Here is a 19,130-nt window from a genome sequence, read left to right as displayed (position 1 = left end):
CGTCGCGAAAGCAGGTCGTGAGTGGCGCCGCCGTTTCCAGTCCGTGAAGGCCTCCTTGAGGGACTCTGGGTCCCTCAAGGAGGCCTTCACGGACCTGACCCCGATCAGCCGCGGCAGGGCCGAAGGCTCCTTTTGTCGCACAGGACTCGGCGAAGGGAGCCTTCAGCCCCACCACCGGCCGAACCCGGCGCGTCGCCGAAAACGTCCATGATGGAGTACTCCAGCACGCTTTTCGTGAAGCCGTAAGAACCCCGAAAGGATCGGAACCCCCACCGGAGAACCCCCGTCGGATCGCCCATCCAGATCCCGCACGGAAGGTGCCTCCGATGACCTACCCAGGCCTGCCCGACCAGCAGAACCCACGCCCCGCGACCATCAAACCCGGTGTCGCCATCGGGATCCTGGTCGCGGTGATCGCGCTGGTCGCCTTCTGCGTCACCGCGTTCGCCGCACCAGGGTTCCTGCTCCGCAAGGGACCAGGGATCTCGCTGCCCGTCCCGCCCACCAGCACGACGACCACCTCGTCACCCACGACCACCACGGAAAGCCCGAGCAGCACCAGGGTCAGCCGTCCGAGGATCACCATCACCAGGCGTCCGGCCCGGCCGCCCGAAAAGGGCGTTCAGGTGATCGCGGACTTCCTCGCCAAGATCGCCGCCGGGGACAAACCGTCGGCGATCGCGCTCGCTTGCGAGGCACAGAAGAGGTTCATGGACGACAAGATCGATTCCCTGATCCCGCTGGGTTCACAAGTGCACGTGACGACCACCAGCGGAACGGCCGCGTTCGTCCTGGCCGACGTCGCCGGAGTCGCCAAAGGACGGTCCGCCAGGGGCACCGTGATCTCGGATCGCACGGCGGACGGGAACTTCTGCGTGACGACGTTCAGCATTCGCACCGCCTGACGTCAGTCGAGACAGAACTCGTTGCCCTCGATGTCCTGCATGACGATGCAGGACTCGTTCTCCTCGTCGGCGAGCATGACCCGCTCGCAGACCGCGCCGAGCGCCTCCAGGCGGGTGCGCTCGGCCTGGAGGGCGGCGAGACGCTCTTCACCCACGAGCCCGCTGCCCGCGCGCACGCAGAGATGCACGCGGTTCTTGACGACCTTGCCTTCGGGAACGCGCTGGAAGTACAGCCGCGGGCCCACGCCGGTGGGGTCACCGCAGACGAAGCTGGCGTCCTGCTTCTCGGCCGGGAGCGTGCTGCTGTAGTCGTCCCAGGTGGCGAACCCCTCCGGCGGCGCGGGCACGACGTAGCCCAGAACCTCGCACCAGAATCGGGCGAGCCGCTCGGGTTTCGCGCAGTCGAACGTGACCTGGACCTGTTTCACCGACGCCATCAGACCACCCTAATCGCTGTCGAACGGATCAAGCCCGCGGCCCGCAGATCGGCCCAGACCTGTGCGGGAACCTCCACGGCGAAGGATTCCACGTTCCGCCGCGCCTCTTCGGCGGACCGCATCCCGACCGCGACGCCGGCGACGGCCGGATGCTGGAGCGGAAAGGCCATGGCCGCTTGGGGAAGCGTGACACCGTGCGCCTCGCACACGTCGGCGATCCGGTTCGCCCGCTCCACGACTTCCGGGGTGGCGGTCGCGTAGTCGAAGTGCGCTCCCTCGACCGGCCGAGGAACGGCGAGCAGCCCGGAGTTGAACACCGACGCCGCGATCACCGACACACCGCGTTCCTCGCAAGCGGGCAGGAAGGTGTCGAGCGCGCTGTGGTCGAGCAACGTATGGCGGCCGGACTGCATGATCACGTCGACATCGGTCTCCTGGACCAAAGTGGTCAGCATCGCCGTGTCGTACATGCCGGCGCCGATCGCACCGACGATCCCTTCCGACCGCAGCTGGGCGAGGGCCGGGTAGCCGTCGCGCAGCGCGTCGTCGAAGTACTCCTCGGCGTCGTGCAGGTACAACACGTCGATCCGGTCGAGGCCCATCCGCTCCAGGGAATCCTCGACGCTGCGCCGGATCCCGTCGCGAGTGAAGTCCCGCACCCGGCGGTGCGCCGCGGGGACGTGGAAGCCCGCCGGATCCATCTTCCCGGCCGGATCCTGGGGTACCAGCAGACGGCCGACCTTCGTCGACAGGACGAAGGAATCACGCGGCATCGTGCGGAGGAACTCGCCGACGCGGCGTTCGGAATGCCCGATCCCGTAATGCGGTGACGTGTCGTAGTACCGGATCCCGCCGTCCCACGCCGCGGCCAGCGCGCCCGCCGCGGTCTCGTCGTCCAGCGGCGCGAACAACCCGCCGAGCGGCCCGCCGCCGAAACCCAGCCGCGTCACCTCGACGTCGGTGCGCCCGAGTCGTCTTGTCTCCATCCGTGGCCCCCTTGGTCAGCTCGCCGATCACCGTGCCACATCCGGGCGCTTCGCTCGCGCGATTTATTCGCCGGGCCAGTCCTCGCAGGAGACGACCTCGAAGCCCCGGCTCGGGAACACCTTGCCGACGAAGAAGTCGTGCGTCTCCGGATCGCCGTCGGCGCAGCCGTCGCGCAGCACGGTCACGTGGTAGCCGCGATCCGCCGCGTCGTAGGCCGTCGCGGCCACCATGGCGCTGGTCGCGACCCCGGCGATCGCGACCGTGCCGACCCCCCTTGCGCGGAGCACCAGATCGAGGTCCGTGCCGGCGAACGCGCCGGCCCGGCGTTTCAGGACGACGACGTCCTCGTCGGCGACCGGCAGATCGATCTCCGTCCCGGCCGAACCTTCGTGGAAGGTGTCCCCCGCCTCGTGGAACGACGCGAACAGCGCGTTCCCGGGCGGCAGGTCGGCTCCGTTTCCGCGGAGTGCGAAGTGGACGAACACGATGAGCGCACCGGCCGCGCGCGCACGCGGCAGCAGACTCCTGATCGGCGGCAGGACTGTTCCGGTGAACGGGTAGTTGCCGGTGATGCCTCGCTGGAGGTCCCCGATGATCAGCGCGGTGGTCATGAGCGGAAGCTACCCGATCGTCCGTATACAACCGGCCGCGTGACTGGCTAGCCTCCGGCGGGTGAGGATCGAGAGTGCGCTGCTCGCCGCCCTGATGATCGCCGGGACCGTGGTCCCCTCGCCCGCCGTCGCGAGTGCGGACCCGTCGGGCTGGGTGGCGCCGCTGAGCACGCGCGGCCGCTACATCGTCGACGCGGCCGGCGACCGGTTCAAGCTGAAGGCGGCCAACTGGCACGGCGCGAGCGGGACGTGGACCGGCTCGGGTGACGTGCACGATCCGGCCGCGCACCATGCCGGCGAGATCGCCTACCAGACCCCGCTCGGGCTGGACCGGGCTTCGATCGACACGATCATCGACGGACTGGCCGAGCTGGGCCTGAACAGCGTCCGGCTTCCGTTCTCCAACGCGATGATCCACGACAGCAGGCCGGTCCCCGACCTTCCGGCGAACCCGGAACTGCGCGGTCTCACCCCGGTGCAGGTCTACGATCGCGTCGTCGCGCGGCTGACCGCACGCGGGTTCGCGGTCATCCTCAACAACCACACCACGACCTCCCGCTGGTGCTGTGGGCTCGACGGCAACGAACGCTGGAACACCGCGCAGACCGAGCAGCGGTGGCAGGAAGACTGGCTGTTCATGGCCCGCCGCTACGCCGCGAACAAACGGGTCGTGGGCGCGGATCTGTACAACGAGGTCCGCCGCGACGTCTTCGACGATCCCAACTGGGGCTGGGGAAACGGCACGGACTGGCAGCGCGCGAGCCAGCGGGTGGCCGACCGGATCCTGACCGAGGCCAATCCCGACCTGCTGCTCATCGTCGAGGGCATCAACTGGACCGGCCTGCCCGTGGACGGTCTTCCCCACGGCAGGCCCACACTGGAGCCCGCCCGTACGTTGTCGCATACGCTCGTGGACTCCGGGAAACTGGTGTACGCCGCGCATTTCTACGGGTACACCGGGCCGAACCATTCCGGGGCGACCGGGACCGGCGAGACCCACGATCCGCGCTACCGCGACCTTTCGCCGCAAGAACTGCGTGACGTGCTTTACCGGCAGGCGTTCTTCGTCTCGGCGGAGACGGGAAAGCACTACACCGCGCCGCTCTGGATCAGTGAGTTCGGCGAAGGGCGGCACACCACCGACGCGGCGAGCCGAGCGTGGTTCGAAAACTTCGTCGGCTATCTGGCGGAGACGGACACGGACTTCGCCTACTGGCCCGCTGTCGGGTTCCACGAGGGCGACACGGGCAACGGCTGGTCCTTGCTGTCGTGGGACACCGCGGGCCGGCGCGCGGACGTGCTCGACGGCACGGACTGGCGCGGACCCGCGTGGCGTCGGCTGGTGAGCGCTCCGTCCCGATCCGGGCGGATCCCCGAGCCGGACCGCTGGTCGATGCTGAACCTCGACTACGCGGATTTCCAGGCCTCGCGCAAGGTTCGCGCGATGGCGGACTGGAATCCGGGAGCGCGCAAGGGAGCCTGCCCCGACGGCCAGCGGCTCGCCGGACTTTCCCATACCGGGAACCGGGGTTTGTGCACCGGCAGGCTCGTCGTCCCGGCGGGCTACGCCGTGGTTCGCGGGGAGACCTACGTGGACACCGACTGGGCGTCCGGCTACACCAAGGTGCAATGCCCGCCCGAGCACGCCGCGGTCGGCTACAGCGTCACCGGCGCGGCGTTCTCCGCGCTCCTGTGCGGCAAATCCGCCACTCCGCTCGGCAGGGCGGGCCGGACCGTCTGGTTCGACCGCGGCGACGACCGGCCGTCCGGGAATCCCGGTGGCGATTACGCTTCGGGCCACTACAAGGGCCAATGCGCTCCGGGTGAACACGTCGCCGGTGTCGCGTATACCGGGCGGGTCGGTTCGAATCGCACTCCTGACGCGTTGTTGTGCCGCGCCTGAGCGCGGTTCAGACGACGAAGACGCAGAACGGATGCCCGGCCGGATCCGCGTAGACGCGCAAGGGTTCCACCGGGTCTTCGCTGCGGTCGTACCGGAGCCGACCGCCGAGTTCGAGGACGCGGGCGTGCTGCGCGTCGAGTTCCTCGACCGAATCCACGGTGAGGTCGAGGTGTAGCTGCTGGGGCACCGGTTCGGCGTCGGGCCAGCTCGCTTCGGCCAGCCTGTCGACCTGCTGGAACGCGAGTTGCGCCCCGCCGTCCGGATTGCGCAGGACCAGCCAATCCTTGTCCTCGGTTCCGGGCGGTGGCGCTTCGTCCCCCGGGCGGTAGTCCCACACCAGCAGCCGCCGGTAGAACTCCGCCAGCCCACGGACGTCCGTGCCGTCCAAGACCACCTGGCGGAACTTCGGACCCGTTGTCCGCTCAGCCAAGCCGAGCACCCCCATCACGTCGATCGAGCACCGCGAGAACCGTTTCGCACCAACGAATGTTCTCCTGTTCGAACGCTATCCCACGGGCGAGGGTCAGATACGGCCCGACACGGGGCGCGCCGGCGAGGAACTCCGCCTCGGCGGACTCTCCGAGCAGACGCTCGCGAAGGCGCTCGAACCGTTTGAGCTTCGTCTCGGCGATGGCCATCCTGTCCGCGACCGCGCGCCGGACCTCCTTGTCGTCGCCTGCCTCCAGGGCTTGGACCTGGACCAGCAGCTCGTCGCGGATCGCCGTCGGCTTCGGTGCCCGGGTGGTGAACTCGGCGAGCTCGGCCGCACCCGCGTCGGTCAGGGAGAAGAGCCGTTTGTTGGGGCGCCGTTCCTGCTCGACCACCCGGGCCGCCACCAGGCCCTGCGACTCCATCTTGTCCAGTTCGCGGTAGAGCTGCTGCGGTGTCGCGGTCCAGAAGTTGGCGACCGACGCGTTGAAGCTCTTCGCCAGGTCGTAGCCCGAGGACTCGCCGTCCAAGAGCGTCGCGAGGATCGCGTTCCGCAGCGCCATGGCGTGATGATAGTGCCACGCGGATTAGTCGCAAAGTTGATTAGACACTTTGATGGACAGTAGCTCGATGATCACCTACGCTCGGCGACATCTACTCAACAAGTTGACTATGAGGAGATCGCCCATGCCCACGTTCCGTGAAGCGGTCGAAGCGAAGGACGCCGCCGCGATCGAGGCGTTGCTCGCCGACGACGTGGTCTTCACCAGTCCGGTGGCGTTCAAGCCCTATCAAGGGAAGGCGATCGCGGCGGCGATCCTGCGCGGTGTGCTGCGCGTGTTCGAGGACTTCCGCTACGTCCGCGAGATCCACGACGGCGCGCATCACGTGTACGAGTTCGAAGCGACCGTCGACGGGTTGGAGATCAACGGCTGCGACCTCCTGACCTTCGACGCCGACGGCAAGATCACCGACTTCAAGGTGATGGTCCGGCCGCTGCGGGCGGCCGAAGCGCTCGCGGCGCGGATGGGCGCCCAGTTCGAGGCCATCAAGGCGGACGCGCTCGGCTGAGCGGCCCGTCGGGAAGTACGTGAAGGACCCCTTCATGTACCTAGGCGCAATGAAGGGGTCCTTCACGTACTTCGGGGACAGACGACCCGCGGGTCAAGCCTGCCGTCGCACCATTTCGGCGATCCAGACGGGCGCGAACGGCGAGGTGCAGTTCGGCGGCGTCGGATAGTCCTTGAGCACTTCGAGCCGCTCCCCGATACCGATCGCCCGGGCACGGTGCTCCGGGTGCTCGATCCCGATCTGCGCCAGGCAGTGGTTCATCGCCCATTGCAGGCGATCCGGCGCGGTCTTCATCTCCGCTTCGACGACGTCGAGCAGCCGGGCGAGGTCGAGCCCCTCGGGCTTCTTCACCACACGTTCGGTGGTCAAGGCCCACCCGGCGCTCGCGACCACGGGATCCGGATCGGCGGACCACGCCAGGCGCAGCTCTTCGGCGTGCGGACTCTTCTTGACCACGTAGTTCACGAGCCAGTCGTGCACCTTCGGGGTACGCGCCTCGCGCACCATGCGGTCCAGCTCGTCGCGGTCGAAGGCCTTCGGACGGCAGATCAGGAGCGCGAGCAGTTTCGCCGCCGTGTCATCCGTTTCCCACAGCTCGCGCGCGAGTTCCTGCTGGGTTTTCAGCCGTTTCGCGATCGCACGCAGCTTGCCGAGGTTCACCCCGTGGTCGTCGCCGTGTTTCTCGTTCACCTGCCGTGCGCGCGGATCTTCGAGCGCGGCCAGTTCGGCCATCACCTCGGCTGTCGTCATTTCGGCCTCCCGTGAGGTCAGCCTACGAGGCGCCCGGGTGAAGTGCCCCTCCACCCGGGCGCCGCGACGTCAGCCGCGTCGTGCCAGGTCGTCGGCGTGCTCTCGCAGGAGCGCGGCCACGCGCGGCCAGCCGACGTTGATCCGCCGGGCCCAGCCGCGATGCCGCCGCGCGAGCTCTCCCGAGTCCCCGTCCTGGACGGTCAGGCCGGTGGCGAACCCTTCCCGGAGGTACCCGCCGTCGGCGACGTCGAGGACGTCCCGGACCGGCTCCGGCGGCCAGCCGTCGCCGGCGACCGGGGAACCGCTCGCCAGCAGGGTGCCGATCGCCCGGTCGCCGAAGTGGGCCCTGCCTCGTTCGGCGAACTCCGCCCGGGCGCGCGCGACCCAGGTCTTGAGCGCCGCACCGTCGAGATCGGAGCCGGTGGCGCCCGGCATGACGCGGCTCTCGAAGATCGTCAGCCACGCGCCGACCAGTTCCACGCTCGGGGCGCCGTCGTCCTCGGGCTGGATCCGGGTGCAGAGGTCGACGAACGCGCCGGGGTTCTCGGCGAGGATCCGCTGGAGGCTCCGCGGCTTCCGGTGATGCTTGAGCGCCGCGTGGAACCGCAGCTCCAGCCGCGCGACCGCGACGTCCGAACCGCCCGCCTCGACCAGATGGTCCAGCAACGGTCCCACGTTCGCGAGGGCCTTGCGGTCGGGTGCCTCGACTCCGTCGGCGGACGCCTGGAGCAGCACGTCCTCGATCAGGGACACGGGCAAGGACGGCGGTTCGGCCGCGCGCACGGCCAGTGCGAGCGCCTTGACCGCGGCCCACGGGCGGCGCCGCGCGAGCTGCGTGACGAAGACCGATTCCTGTCCTTCCGGAAGCGGCCACGGGGCGACGTGCGTCCAGTAGCCCTCGAGGACCGCGTCGTCGGCGGCGTCGAAGAGCGCCGGCGCGTGGTCCACCGGAATGGCCAGGAGGTAGTCGACCAGCCTGTCCTGTTCCTTGAGCTGCGTCGCGACCCCGTGCCGCCACTCGTCGCCCTGAGAGCGCGCCATCTCGCCCGCCCAGCCCGCCGCCCAGTCCTCGCGCCCGAGTTCCGCGAGCGCGTCTTCCTGGAGGTCGTCCGCGGCGACCTGGGCCGCGACCGCTCCGACCAGCCTGGGCAGGGCGCTCTCGGCCGCGAGGGCGCTCAGCCCGGACGCACCGTGTTCGCGCAGGACACCACTGACCGCGTCGCGGCGAAGACGTTCGATCTCGGCGGCACGTGCGTCCGGGTCGAGGGAGTCTCCACCGTCCAGGTACGGATTACGGCCGAACAACAGGCCGTGCCGCCCTGGGTTGACCGCGGGCTCGACCATTTCGGCGCAGGATTCCAGCCACTGCAGCAATTCCTCCGGCAGCGTCCAGCCGGCGCCGTCGTAGTGACGATGCTCGGCGATCACTCCCGTGAGCAGGCCCCACAGACGAAGCCGTTCGTCCGTGGAAAGGCGTTCGGCGTCCAGCCTCGTGAAGGCCTCCACGACGCGATCCCACTGCGCGGTGTTCAGCTCGGGCAGGCGCTCGAAGAACTCGCACCACCGATGAGGCCGTTCCGCCAGGGCCGCCAGCGCCGAAGCGACCAGCTCGTCTTCGAACTCCGGCCCGTCGGCGACGGCGACCGGCGGCGCCGGGACCGTCCATTCGAGACGGACCTGGGGCCGCTTCGGGCTCGCGAGAAGGTGTCCGCGCGGACCGCGCAGCAGAGCGAGAGCCAGCCGCCAGCCCGCTTCCGGAGACCGCCTGCCGATCGCCTTGACCAGCTCGGTCCGCTGACCGGCGGGCAGATCGAGGTACGGATACCACGGTTGCACGAGGGTGATCAGGGATTCCAGCGGCTGGTCGCCGGCCTCGCGGCCGGGCCGCGTCAGTTCGGCCAGCAGCGAGACCACCATCGGCAGCGCGTCGTCGGACCGGCTGACCGTCTCCAGCGCCGCGATCAGTCCCTCGGAACTGCCGCTCAGCGGTGACGGGTCGCTGGTCAGCGCGTGATCGACGGCGCCGAGGAACTCGTGCGGAGCGGCTTCGGCGAGCAGGGGCAGTACGTCCGCGAGCGACCGCCAGAGCACACCGTCCGCGTCGTCGTTGGCTCGTCCGAGCAGTTCGCGGACGAAACGCGTGGCGTGCTCCGCGCACGCGATTCCGCCCGGCGGTGTCGTCTCCCCCTCGGACGCCAGAAGTGCCGCGCTCCGCGCCAGCCCGTGCCGCAGCTCCGACGACCACTTCCGGCCGGGCTCCCGCTCCGTGAGCACCTTGACGGCTTCCTCGTGCCAGCGCCGCAGATCCTGCGCGCCGAGCCTGCCGTGCAGGAGCGCCCAGGCATCGTGGGGATCCGCCAGCCGCACCGTGTCGCCCGACCGGGCGAGCAAGGGATCGTCTCCGGCCTCGGACCTGGCGAAGAAGCGCGTGAGCTCGTCGATCTCCCGTCCGGCGATCGCGGCGATCTCGTCCAGATCGTGCCGCGATCCCGCCGACCACCGGCCGATCAGCAGGAGCGGCGCGGCGAGATCGCGCTCCAGCGGGTTCACCCACTTCGGGAGATCAGCGGCGACGGCGAGCCTCCGGCGCAGGGCGCCGAGACTCAGCCGGGCGATGTCCGCGCAGGCGGCCGCGTCGGCGGGCGGGATTCCGGCCGCGGCGAACGTCTCGACCGCCTCGTCACGCGGAATCCCGGGCAGCTCCAGGAGATCGGCACCGTCGCGGTCCGGCGTTCTCCGCACCACGACGACGTGGCCGCCGGCGGTGTCCTCCCCCACCTCGACGCCGTCCACCACGGCGACGAACGGTCCTTCCAGGTCGCGACAATGCCGCCAGCCCTCCGCGCTGGACACCCGGACCGCGCGGAGGCCCGGCCGGTGGGCCGCCACCGCGGTCGCGACGAACGCAGCGACCTCGGTACGGCTGCCGGCGTACACGGGCAGCACCGACGGCGAGGCGTCCAGCCAAGCGCAGAGCCGGTCCACTTCACGGCCCCGGCCGAGCACCGGAAGTTCCTCGGGCAGGACGGGACGCGTCTCGTTCCGCCAGGATTCGAGCCACTCGGCCAGGTCTTCGAGACCCTGGACGACGCCGATACCCAGCTCCGGGGCGACGCGAGTCAATTCGGTGATCAGGCCCGCGATGTCCTGTTCCGCCGTGCGACCGCCGAGCCGCCGGTACCGCGGCCGGGAAAGCCCGGCGATCTCCGCGGGCATCACGGCGTCGTCGACGAGGACCGGAACGACCTTCTTCCCGAGGCGCGACGCCTCGGCGATCTCTTCCTGGGCCGCCTCGTCGAGCCCCTCGGTGCCGATCGGCACCACCAGGACGGACGCGGCGTCGCCGGACCGGACGACCCGGTCCCTTCCGAACACGTGACCGAGACTCCGGTCGAGACCCCCGAGCCGGTCCTGACCGTCACCTTCCCGGGCGGTGATGAAGATTCCTGCCATGGTGCGAAATCCTTTCCAGCGAGCACAGTTGCTGAGGCGTACGGGCTGCGGTTTCACTCGGCTTCGCGGCGGGCGCGGGCGAGCACCTCCTCGACGCTGAGCGGACTGGCCGGATGGTGGGTCAGGCACAGCGGGGTGGTGACCCTCTGGAAGCCGAACGCCTCCCCCGACACGTAGAACTGGGCGCGTTCCAGCCGCGAGATGTCGTCGACGGGGCTGCCCTTGGCCCTGGCGAGTTCGTTGGCGGCGGCGATCTGCGCCGGGCTGTTGAGCCTGCCGAAGAACTGCGTCATCGCGTTACCGACGACCTGGTTGTGCAGTCCCTTGGGCGCCTGGGTGGCGAACAGCAGCCCCAGGCCGTACTTCCGGGCCTGCGAGGCGAGCACGATGGTGCTGCGGGTGCTCGCGGTGAGCGTCCCGGACGCGGCGAGCATCTGCGCCTCGTCCATGACGAAGAGGGCGCCGAGTGGCCGGTCGCCGGCCGGATTCCGCTTGGCCCAGGCGAAAAGCTCCATCTGGAGCTGGTTGACGAAGTTCTGTCGCTGTTTCTCCGACGGCAGCCCGACGAAACTGATGACCGAAACCCTCGCTCGCTTGCCTTCCCCGGGAGCGAGCAGAAGCGCCGGATCGACGGGCTCGCCGCCGCCCGCCAGCAGCGGGTCGTTGACCATGGAGGCCTTCAGCAGCTCGGCGAGCTCGGCGGCCAGCCTCCTCCCGTTGTTCAAGGTGCTCACCCCGTCGGGCAGGTCTTCGAGCACCTCGATGAGTTCGGGCAGGCTGCGTGATCCGGTACGGGCGTGGTGCACGACGGCCTGCCGCAGCACCGCGAGCCCGACGGTGGTCTTGGCCGTTCCGCCGGTGAGCTTCACTTGGGGAGCGAGGGTCGCCACGGCGACCTCGACGGCCGCGTTGAACTCGTCCTCGTCGTCGAGCACACCGGCGAAATCGGGCAACGGCTGGAACGCGAGCGGCCTCCCGCCCGCCCGTCCCGGTGTCCACACGACGACGTCGGTCTCGGCCAGGTACCGCTTGGCGAGTCCGGCGTCGTCGGCTCCCCACGCCTCGGGTGGCTCCGGCCAGGCGTCCCCGAGCCGGGCGAGGTCGTTGTTCGGATCCAGCACGATCGCCGAAACGCCCTGCAGCGCGCATTCCTCGACGATCCGCCGCAGCAGCACCGTCTTCCCGGAGCCCGAACCCGCGAACACCGCCGCGTGCTTGCGCAGGGCAGCCAGTTCGATGCGGACCGGTTTGCCGTTTCCCGCCACCGTTCCCAGGGTGATCTCCCCCTCGACGGCCGGCGCGTGTGCCTCACCGGCAGGCTGCCGTTGGAGGGGCTCGGGCAGGACTTCCGCGAGGAGTTCCGAGCGCCCGGCGGGGCGCCGGTCGACGAGCCACTCGTGGAGTTCACGGCTGCCCTCGGCGAACATCTTGTCCAGCGCCCAGAACGTGCGGATGTCCGCGTCGGTCAATTCGCGCGCCCGGCCACCGTCCTGTTTGAACGCCTTGAGTTCCGCTTGGGTCTTGACCCCTCTCGACCACGCCAGATTCCGGATCACGACCAGATGGCGGTTCTCGGCTCCCTTCCGGACACCAGCCGCCGAACGCGCCTTGCGGAAGCGGTGCAGCACGGCGACGGGATTCGGCGCCGCGATCGCGCGGAACGCCCAGTGCTCCTCCAGATCGGAGGCCTCGTCCACCGTACGGGTGAGCCAGGCGTGCAGTTCGTTCCGGTCGCTCTTGGCCCCGTAGACCCACTCCAGGTTGTCGTCGCCGACCTCGGTGATCCATCCCCGCAGTGCCGCGGACAGCAGGCGGGGCATCACCTTGTCCTCGACCTTCGCGTCGAGCAGCTTCGCCGGGTCTGCCTCCGAGCGATGCTCCTCGAACCGTTTGTCCAGCTCGGCGAACCGATCGGCGGTCATCGCCGGACGCGGCGGTCCGGCCGACCGCACGCCGCCTTCGTCGAACGTGGTCAGCTCGGCGATCCGGCCCGCCCGCACGCAGGCGTCGATATGCGCGCCGATCCGTTTCAGCACGTCTCGCGGGGACATCTCCTCCCAGTCCCCGTCGAAGGCGGCCGGTGACACCGGCCAAGTCGGGTGCGGTGGCACGAACTTCATCGCCTCGTAAGCGACGCCGAGTCGCTTCTCCACCAAAGCCCTGCCGACTTCGGCGTCCCGGACCCGGCCGAGGATCAGGGCTTCCCGGAAGCGGTCCGGGACGGTGTCGGTGGCCTTCTCCTTGAGCAGTTCCCACGTGCCGGGGAGGCAGGCGAGCACCGTCATGGTCCGTTTCGTCGCCTCCCTCAACCCCATCAGCCCGTCCGCGATCTGCGCGACGAGCAAGTCCTGTTCGTCGCTGTTCCGCACCCGGTGGAAGGTGGCCGCGGAGCGGGCGACCAAGGTGTCGAGCTGGTCGACGGCGATCACGATCGGACCGGTCAGCGCGAGCAACCGCGTGATGTTGCGGACCTGGGTCTTCGCGGATCTGGGATCGGAGCGGATACCCCATTTGCGGCGGTCCCCCGATTTCGACTCCGGGAACACGCCGAGGTAGTCGTCCCCGACGTAGTTCTTGTTCGGGTCCTCGCTCGCGTAGAGCACCAGCGCCCGGGCCGTGTCGGCGCATTCCCTGGCGACGTCCCGATCGAAGGCGCTCAGGCCTTCGACGAACGTGTCGACGTCGCTCTTGGACAAGCCCCGCTCGCCCAGGATCCTCTTGGTACCGTTCGCATCGATGCTCGCGCGGAGGCAAACGCGCCGGAGAAAGCTGGTGAGCTGTGGGAAGCCCGAGCCGTCGAGCCGCGAAAGACCCCGGCGCATCGCCTCCGCGGTGTTCTCCCAGAACGCGTCGCCCGCAGTGAGGTCGTTGAGGAAGAAGTAGCCACGGGCACCATGGGCCTGTTTCCGGACGAGGCCGAGCAGGTGGGTCTTGCCCACGCCCTTCTTCCCTTGGAGGACCAGCCCGATCGGGCTCGGGCCGTCGCTGGCGACGGCCTCCCTGATCCCCGCGCTCACCTGTGTCAGCACGCCGGTGTGCAGGCCGTCGACGTGATACGGCGAATCACGCCACACATGGTCGGGTGTGTCGGCCCAGTCGAAGCGCAGGGCGGCGAGCGCGCTCAGCTCGTCCATCACGGCGCCTCGATCGAGATCAGATGGTTGTCGTCACCGCCGACGCGGATCGCCGCCGCGTGGTCGGCGGCGGTGAGCGCCTTGCGGTTCGATTCCGGCACGAGGTCCGCCTGGCCCGACCGGCTGAGTTCCTTCAGCACCGAGTCGACGTCCGCAGTGGACGCTTCGCCGAGCATCGGCCGCAGCTCCACCAGCGCGACCCAGTCACGCGGCGAGCGGGCGAGCTTGCGGTAGGCGATCCGGATCCGGGACTCGATCTCCTCTGCGGTCACCTCGACCTCGGGCATGAAGAGGTCGGCGAGCCGGAGCTTCTCCCGCCGGAGGTGCCTGCCGAGTCCGCCGAGCAACACGTACAGCGCGCTGCCCAGGCTGGTCCGGGGCGACGGCGCCTCTGCCTCGCTCAGCTCGTCGTCGCACCAGGCCCAGCCACGCTCGGTCAGCTCGTGGACGAAGGCGCGCCCGCGCTTTTCGCTGGCCACCAGGTCGAGGCCGTTGAGCTGACGACGTACCTCACCGTCGAGGGCGAAGCCCACGATCTCGCGCAGCTCAGGGTTCGACACCTCGCGTGCCAGCACCATCAGCGTGAGCATCGCCGCGGTCTGCTTCTGTCCCAATCGATCCGTCATCCGTGATCCTTCCGTACCTGGTTGCTACTGATCGAGGAATCCGCTGAATCCTTGGCTCGTCGCCCTGGCCTCCGAGGTCCGCACGGCCCACTCGATCGCCATGCGGGTGTCGGACGGTGGGAGCACACGGCGTTCCCGATTCGGTTCGGTCGTCCGGGTCCGCGTCACCGACATGAGTTCCTGGGTGAGGTCCTGTACCCGCTCCCGGTCCCCCGCGCCGATCGCGATCTGCAGATCGGCGACGATCTCGTCCACCAGTGCCCACATCAGCGGGCGCAGCCGCGCGTGCGCGGCCTGCCGGAGCACGCCTGCCACATCGAGCTCGCCCGGGTCGACGAGCGCCGTCGTTCCGGTGAGCTGGTCCACGAGGCTGCGGGCGATCTCCATCGGCCCCCGGGACGGGCCGAACTGGAGATGACGCAGATTGCCGACGTAGCCCGGCAGGGTGTTCGGCTTGGTCTCCTCGGTGAGCACCGGGACGACTCGGCGATCCTGGCCGAGCGTCCGGTGCAGGAACAGTTCGACCTCGGCCGACTGCCACCGGCTCACCTCCCGATCGACGATCAGGCACAGATGTTTCGCGTCGTCCTCGGTCTTTTCGAGCATCGACCGTTCGCCGGAGAACGACAGCACCGGCCGGAAGCCGAGCTCCACCAGGTATTTCATGAGTTCCTCGGCGAGCCGCATCGTCGGCCTTGTCGTGCTGACGCGGACGTCGCGGGCGAACGTGCGCTTCTCCGCGCGGACCGCGGCGACGTAGGCGTCCCGGTTCTCCGCGAGCAGATCCGTCCGGTCGAAATCGTGCGCGACGACCGCCGCGACCGTCTCCAGCGCGAAGCTGACCTGGTCGGCGGTCGGGCTGAGCTCCGTCATCACCGGGAGCTGCTCGCCGAAGGTCCAGAAGGAGACATACGGCAACGTCAGATGACGGGACATCACGTCGGGAGAGACGTCGCGGTCGAGCCAGCTGCGGAACAGGTCCTTGGTCTCTTCGAGACAGATGCGGCGCCACTCCTCCGAGCGGGCGTATTCCTCGCGGGCGTCGAATCTGGACAGCACCGGGAGAACGGTCAGCTGCGGACGGTCGTAGGGCATACGGTCGCGGGCGGCGTTGGCCCGGTCGGCGATGTCGACCGCGCCCTTCATGCTCTGCACGTTCGCGGTGAAGAGGACGACGAGCCGGTCCGGAAGATGGGCGGTGCAGATGCCCCCGATATCGGAGATCCCGGTGCGGCTGTCGATGAGGACGTAGTCGTAGGCGGCCGTCCACTGTTCCCGGCACAGTTCGAGATAGTCGCCGAAACCCTGTTCGTACAAGGCTTCCCAATCGAGGTCCTGCACACGCCGGAAGTAGTCGTCGTCCGCCCGGCCGGCCGTGATGACGTCGAGTTTCACCTTCCCGGTGAGCCGGGTCGTATGCGCGCCGGGACGGAGCCTGCCCTCGCGGAAGTCGTCGATCAGATCCACGACGCCACCCGACGGCGGCGCGCTCATCATCGGCCGGAAGTAGGTGTCCAGACCGGGCGCTTCGAGGTCCCAGTCCAGGCACAGCACCCGATTTCCCCAGCGGGCCAGGAGAACGGCGATGTTGGCCAGCGTGAAGCTCCGCCCCACACCGCCCTTGAAGGAGTAGAAGGTGACCACGGTTCCCGGCATGGGTCAGAACCTCGGCAGCTTCGACGGCCTCGGCGGGTCGGGCGGCGGCGTCTCGACCGGCCACTCGGACGACCACGGCGGCGCCTGGGCGATGATCTCCACCAGTTCCTCCACCATCCGTTCCAGCTCGCGGTCGAAGTCGAGGTACTCGTGAGTGTTCTGATACTGCGGATGCGGCTTGTTCCAGTTCCGGAAACTGCGCATTCGGCGCTCGTGGGCGTAGCCGGGGTAGTATTCCGAGTCGCTGAAGATCACCGGGTAGATCAACCTGCCGGGTTTCGCCGCGCCGACGGCGACGATTTGCTCCCGTTTCGCCATGGTGTGCCATTCGGCGAGGCACCCCTCGTCGCGAAAGTATTTCGGGGAGCAGACCGGGATCAGGATCCGAGCGCGTTGCAACGCTTCACGGACCTCCTCCGACCACTTTCCGCCGACCGGAACACTGTCCTTCAGAAATATCTTGACGTCATAGTCGACATTGTCGTCCAGAATTCTCTGCAACCGAGGATGGAAGTGATTCCGTACCCAGTCCTGCGCGTCGCCCCCGTCTCGGCGATAGCTGATGAACACGTCGTACTCGTACACGAGCGCCATCGCCCCTTCGCACCCCGATCCGTTTGACAGCACCGATCGTAGGGGTCTACGACCCTTTCGAAAAAGGTACAAAAACACGACAAAAACTGGACACGGCAGCACGCACGACGCGGTCAAGGACACCGGCGATCCCGGAAAAGACAGAAAGATGACAAGCGGGCGACAATGGATGACCCACGGCCCGAGGATCGTCGAGAATGCGACCGGGCCCGGCCGGGTCCCTTCACCGGACAGGAGTTTCGATGGCCGACAACGAGCCGCCGCGTGTGTTCGTCACTTACGCACACGATTCGCCGGAGCACAAGGAGCGGGTCCGCCTCTTCGCGGAATTCCTGCACGGCCGGATCGGCCTCGACGTACATCTTGATCAATGGGACGACGGCGAACGGCGCGACTGGTCGTTATGGGCGTTGGACCACCTCGACACGGCGGATTTCGTGGTCGTCATCGCTTCGCCGGACTACAAACGCCGTGCCGAGGGCAGGGCCGCGTTCGACGAGGGCCGCGGCTCCCAGTTCGAGGCGGCACGGATCCGCGACCGGATGACCAGGAATCTCGGTGGCGAGATCAAGCGGATCCTCCCGGTCGTGTTCGCCGGGCAGTCGGTCGACGACATCCCGAACTTCCTCAACCCGCACTCCACCACGAGGTACCCGGTCGAGGCGTTCACCGAGGAGGGGGTGGAGGATCTGCTGACCGCGATCACCGGCAGGGCCCGGCACCAGCGGCCCGAACGGGGCCAATGGCGTGGCGGCGCGCCGGCCGGGACCGTCCCCGGGCGGACGTCCCTGGCGACCGGCCTGGAGTGGCGCGCGTGCAGCAGCGGGATCCGCACGGAAGGCGCGCGGATCAACGACGTGCACTATTCGGACAGCATCGTCCTGCGGGCGGCCGAGCGGCTCGCCTTCGTCGAAGTGGGCCTCGGGATGGCCTACCGGAGGCTGACCGCGGTGGCCGGCGTCCTCGACGACGCCGCCGAACCCTTCCAGGTCGGGCACTTCCGTGTGTTCCTCGACGGGAGGCCGTCACCCGAGGTCAAGGTGGCGCTGGGGAAACCCGCGGAGATCGAGGTCGACGTCACCGGTGTGCTGACGCTCCGGCTGGAGTTCCACCGTCCGGGCACGACGGAGAGCAGGTGGCTACCGGAACTGGCCTGGGGCGACCCCGCCGTGGAGTAGCCCGCGAGGACGGCTTGCCCCGCGCGTGTCGCGAAAGCCACTTTCGGGACGTCTGACGTCGCGAAAGTGGCTTTCGCGACACGCCACCTTCGCCCGCACCTCAAGAGAAGTCGTCCTCCGCCACCAGTTCCCGGAGCTTCACCAACGCCCGGTGCTGTTTGACCCGCACGTTCCCCGGAGTCAACCCGAGCGCGGCGGCGGTCTCGGTGGCCGTCAGCCCGACGACGACGCGCAGGGCGAGTACCTCTCTTTGCAGCTTGGGGAGCCGGGCGACGTGCCTGCCCAGGCGCGCGCCGAGGTCGATGCCGAGCGCGTGGCGTTCCGGCTCGTTGAGCACCGGTCCGGCCTCCGGCAATTCGGGTACCGGGTCGGATCGGTCGCGGGACACCACCCGGAAGGCGTCGGCCACCTTGTTGGCCGCGATCGCCCGGACGAGGTAGAGGAACGAGCCGCCTCGGTCTTCGTACACCGGCAGCATTTTGAAAACCGCGAGGCACACCTCCTGCGCGACGTCGTCGGCCGACAGATAGGAGAGGTCGCGGCCGCCCATCCGCGCGCGGCAGTAGCGCACCAGCATCGGCTTCACGACCGCCAGCAGCGTTTCCACCGCGTCCTGGTCTCCGGTCTTCGCGGCCGCGACGAGCGGATCGAGCGTCTCTTTGGTCAGCCGGCCCGAAGGGCGCGGCAGGGTACCCAGCGGGCGATAGCCCCGGAGTTCGCCGTCGATCGGGCGGGTGTCGAGGGTCGGCATGGTTCAGCCCGTCACTTTCGCGGTGGAGTCGAGTCGCCGGACCTGCGCGAGGAAAGCGTTCATCCGCCACCGCAGGCTGTGCGCCTTCGCCGTGTCACCGAAGAGTTTCTTCTTGTGGAGGACCGCGGCCAGTTCCCCGATCGTTCGCCCGTCCGCCTCGGAGATCGCGAGGGAGATCCCCTCCCGGACCCCGCCGGACCGGGCGATCATCGGATTGCCGTCGTCCGCGACGGACCAGCCCTTCCCGGCGATCTTCTTCTTGAAGACCTGGCGCAGCTGCTGCCCGCTCAGTGCCGTCTCCACGCGCCGCGGCCGGAACCCGTGTCTCTTGAAAGCGGTGTAACCCAGGTACAGAACGGCGATCACGAGGAGGATCAGGGCACCGGCGGTGCCCTTCCCCTCGGTGGTGGTGTCAGTGGCGATTCCCATGCTCTCTCCCGGGCGTTCACGGTCCGAATGCCCGATAGTCGGGTACCGCGCCGCCGGCGTTGCGGAACGACGCTTCTTGTCTTCGTTTTGTCCGTTGTCCCGAAAGCGAAAGCGGGCAGAACAAGGACAGTTCTCCCGGCGGCGCGATCAGCGGTAGCGAAACCGTTCCGTGGATCGATCCCTGCGCTGGCGAACCGGCACGATCACTGGGAGCGA

17 protein-coding genes are annotated in these 19,130 nt (G+C 68.9%); 4 read left to right on the top strand and 13 right to left on the bottom strand.

Annotated features, from left to right (window positions below; translation table 11 throughout):
• Positions 1 to 326 precede the first annotated feature (326 nt).
• On the top strand, positions 327 to 905 hold the full coding sequence (locus ACOCEP_RS26880) for a hypothetical protein (RefSeq protein WP_482331788.1): 579 nt from the start codon (positions 327 to 329) through the stop codon (positions 903 to 905).
• A 2-nt stretch (positions 906 to 907) separates the two neighbouring features.
• Here the strand turns inward: ACOCEP_RS26880 and ACOCEP_RS26875 are convergent, their stop codons facing one another.
• The 3 genes from ACOCEP_RS26875 to ACOCEP_RS26865 all read right to left on the bottom strand — a co-directional run bounded on the left by ACOCEP_RS26875 (position 908) and on the right by ACOCEP_RS26865 (position 2,940).
• Positions 908 to 1,342, bottom strand: a complete 435-nt coding sequence (locus ACOCEP_RS26875) for a VOC family protein (protein ID WP_482331787.1) — start codon at positions 1,340 to 1,342, stop codon at positions 908 to 910.
• Positions 1,342 to 2,328: an aldo/keto reductase gene (locus tag ACOCEP_RS26870; protein WP_482331786.1), complete on the bottom strand. Its 987-nt coding sequence runs from the start codon at positions 2,326 to 2,328 to the stop codon at positions 1,342 to 1,344. The genes ACOCEP_RS26875 and ACOCEP_RS26870 overlap by 1 nt, the downstream gene beginning before the upstream one ends.
• A gap of 63 nt (positions 2,329 to 2,391) precedes the next feature.
• A complete protein-coding gene (locus ACOCEP_RS26865) occupies positions 2,392 to 2,940 on the bottom strand; it encodes a cysteine hydrolase family protein (RefSeq protein ID WP_482331785.1) in 549 nt (182 codons plus the stop codon).
• A gap of 94 nt (positions 2,941 to 3,034) precedes the next feature.
• Here ACOCEP_RS26865 and ACOCEP_RS26860 point away from each other — a divergent pair, with 94 nt between their 5' ends.
• Positions 3,035 to 4,843 (top strand): glycoside hydrolase family 5 protein, encoded by a 1,809-nt coding sequence (locus tag ACOCEP_RS26860; protein ID WP_482339832.1) that lies wholly within the window; start codon positions 3,035 to 3,037, stop codon positions 4,841 to 4,843.
• A 7-nt stretch (positions 4,844 to 4,850) separates the two neighbouring features.
• Here ACOCEP_RS26860 and ACOCEP_RS26855 read toward each other — a convergent pair whose 3' ends face one another.
• Both ACOCEP_RS26855 and ACOCEP_RS26850 read right to left on the bottom strand, forming a co-directional pair.
• Positions 4,851 to 5,288, bottom strand: coding sequence for a VOC family protein (locus tag ACOCEP_RS26855; protein WP_482331784.1), 438 nt, complete (start codon positions 5,286 to 5,288; stop codon positions 4,851 to 4,853).
• A complete protein-coding gene (locus ACOCEP_RS26850; RefSeq protein WP_482331782.1) occupies positions 5,266 to 5,835 on the bottom strand; it encodes a PadR family transcriptional regulator in 570 nt (189 codons plus the stop codon). Before ACOCEP_RS26850 ends, ACOCEP_RS26855 begins: the two co-directional genes overlap by 23 nt.
• A 124-nt stretch (positions 5,836 to 5,959) precedes the next feature.
• On the opposite strand from ACOCEP_RS26850, the gene ACOCEP_RS26845 reads away from it, so the two are divergent.
• Complete coding sequence (locus ACOCEP_RS26845; protein ID WP_482331781.1) at positions 5,960 to 6,343, top strand: nuclear transport factor 2 family protein; 384 nt, start codon at positions 5,960 to 5,962, stop codon at positions 6,341 to 6,343.
• 93 nt (positions 6,344 to 6,436) lie between these two features.
• On the opposite strand, the gene ACOCEP_RS26840 is transcribed toward ACOCEP_RS26845, so the two are convergent.
• The 6 genes from ACOCEP_RS26840 to ACOCEP_RS26815 all read right to left on the bottom strand — a co-directional run bounded on the left by ACOCEP_RS26840 (position 6,437) and on the right by ACOCEP_RS26815 (position 16,634).
• On the bottom strand, positions 6,437 to 7,093 hold the full coding sequence (locus tag ACOCEP_RS26840) for a DNA alkylation repair protein (RefSeq protein ID WP_482331780.1): 657 nt from the start codon (positions 7,091 to 7,093) through the stop codon (positions 6,437 to 6,439).
• Positions 7,094 to 7,162: 69 nt separating this feature from the next.
• Positions 7,163 to 10,546: a hypothetical protein gene (locus ACOCEP_RS26835; protein ID WP_482331779.1), complete on the bottom strand. Its 3,384-nt coding sequence runs from the start codon at positions 10,544 to 10,546 to the stop codon at positions 7,163 to 7,165.
• Positions 10,547 to 10,599: 53 nt separating this feature from the next.
• Positions 10,600 to 13,680, bottom strand: a complete 3,081-nt coding sequence (locus ACOCEP_RS26830) for an ATP-binding protein (RefSeq protein WP_482331778.1) — start codon at positions 13,678 to 13,680, stop codon at positions 10,600 to 10,602.
• Positions 13,680 to 14,306: a hypothetical protein gene (locus ACOCEP_RS26825; protein WP_482331777.1), complete on the bottom strand. Its 627-nt coding sequence runs from the start codon at positions 14,304 to 14,306 to the stop codon at positions 13,680 to 13,682. Before ACOCEP_RS26825 ends, ACOCEP_RS26830 begins: the two co-directional genes overlap by 1 nt.
• A gap of 24 nt (positions 14,307 to 14,330) precedes the next feature.
• Positions 14,331 to 15,962, bottom strand: a complete 1,632-nt coding sequence (locus ACOCEP_RS26820; protein ID WP_482331775.1) for a CATRA system-associated protein — start codon at positions 15,960 to 15,962, stop codon at positions 14,331 to 14,333.
• A gap of 3 nt (positions 15,963 to 15,965) precedes the next feature.
• Entirely contained in the window at positions 15,966 to 16,634 is a 669-nt protein-coding gene (locus tag ACOCEP_RS26815) for a toll/interleukin-1 receptor domain-containing protein (protein WP_482331774.1), read from the bottom strand.
• A gap of 164 nt (positions 16,635 to 16,798) precedes the next feature.
• Here ACOCEP_RS26815 and ACOCEP_RS26810 point away from each other — a divergent pair, with 164 nt between their 5' ends.
• The gene (locus ACOCEP_RS26810) at positions 16,799 to 17,734 is read left to right on the top strand and encodes an SEFIR domain-containing protein (protein WP_482331773.1); all 936 of its coding nucleotides are present in this window, start codon (positions 16,799 to 16,801) and stop codon (positions 17,732 to 17,734) included.
• A 100-nt stretch (positions 17,735 to 17,834) separates the two neighbouring features.
• On the opposite strand, the gene shbA is transcribed toward ACOCEP_RS26810, so the two are convergent.
• Both shbA and ACOCEP_RS26800 read right to left on the bottom strand, forming a co-directional pair.
• A complete protein-coding gene (gene shbA, locus ACOCEP_RS26805; RefSeq protein ID WP_482331772.1) occupies positions 17,835 to 18,485 on the bottom strand; it encodes an RNA polymerase sigma factor ShbA in 651 nt (216 codons plus the stop codon).
• Positions 18,486 to 18,488: 3 nt separating this feature from the next.
• On the bottom strand, positions 18,489 to 18,914 hold the full coding sequence (locus ACOCEP_RS26800; protein WP_482331771.1) for a hypothetical protein: 426 nt from the start codon (positions 18,912 to 18,914) through the stop codon (positions 18,489 to 18,491).
• Between the last annotated feature and the right edge of the window lie 216 nt (positions 18,915 to 19,130).

It is taken from the genome of Amycolatopsis sp. CA-211722, assembly GCF_056828465.1.
The sequence above is the reverse complement of the archived record's forward strand: the minus strand, read 5'-3'. Positions and strand labels throughout refer to the sequence as shown.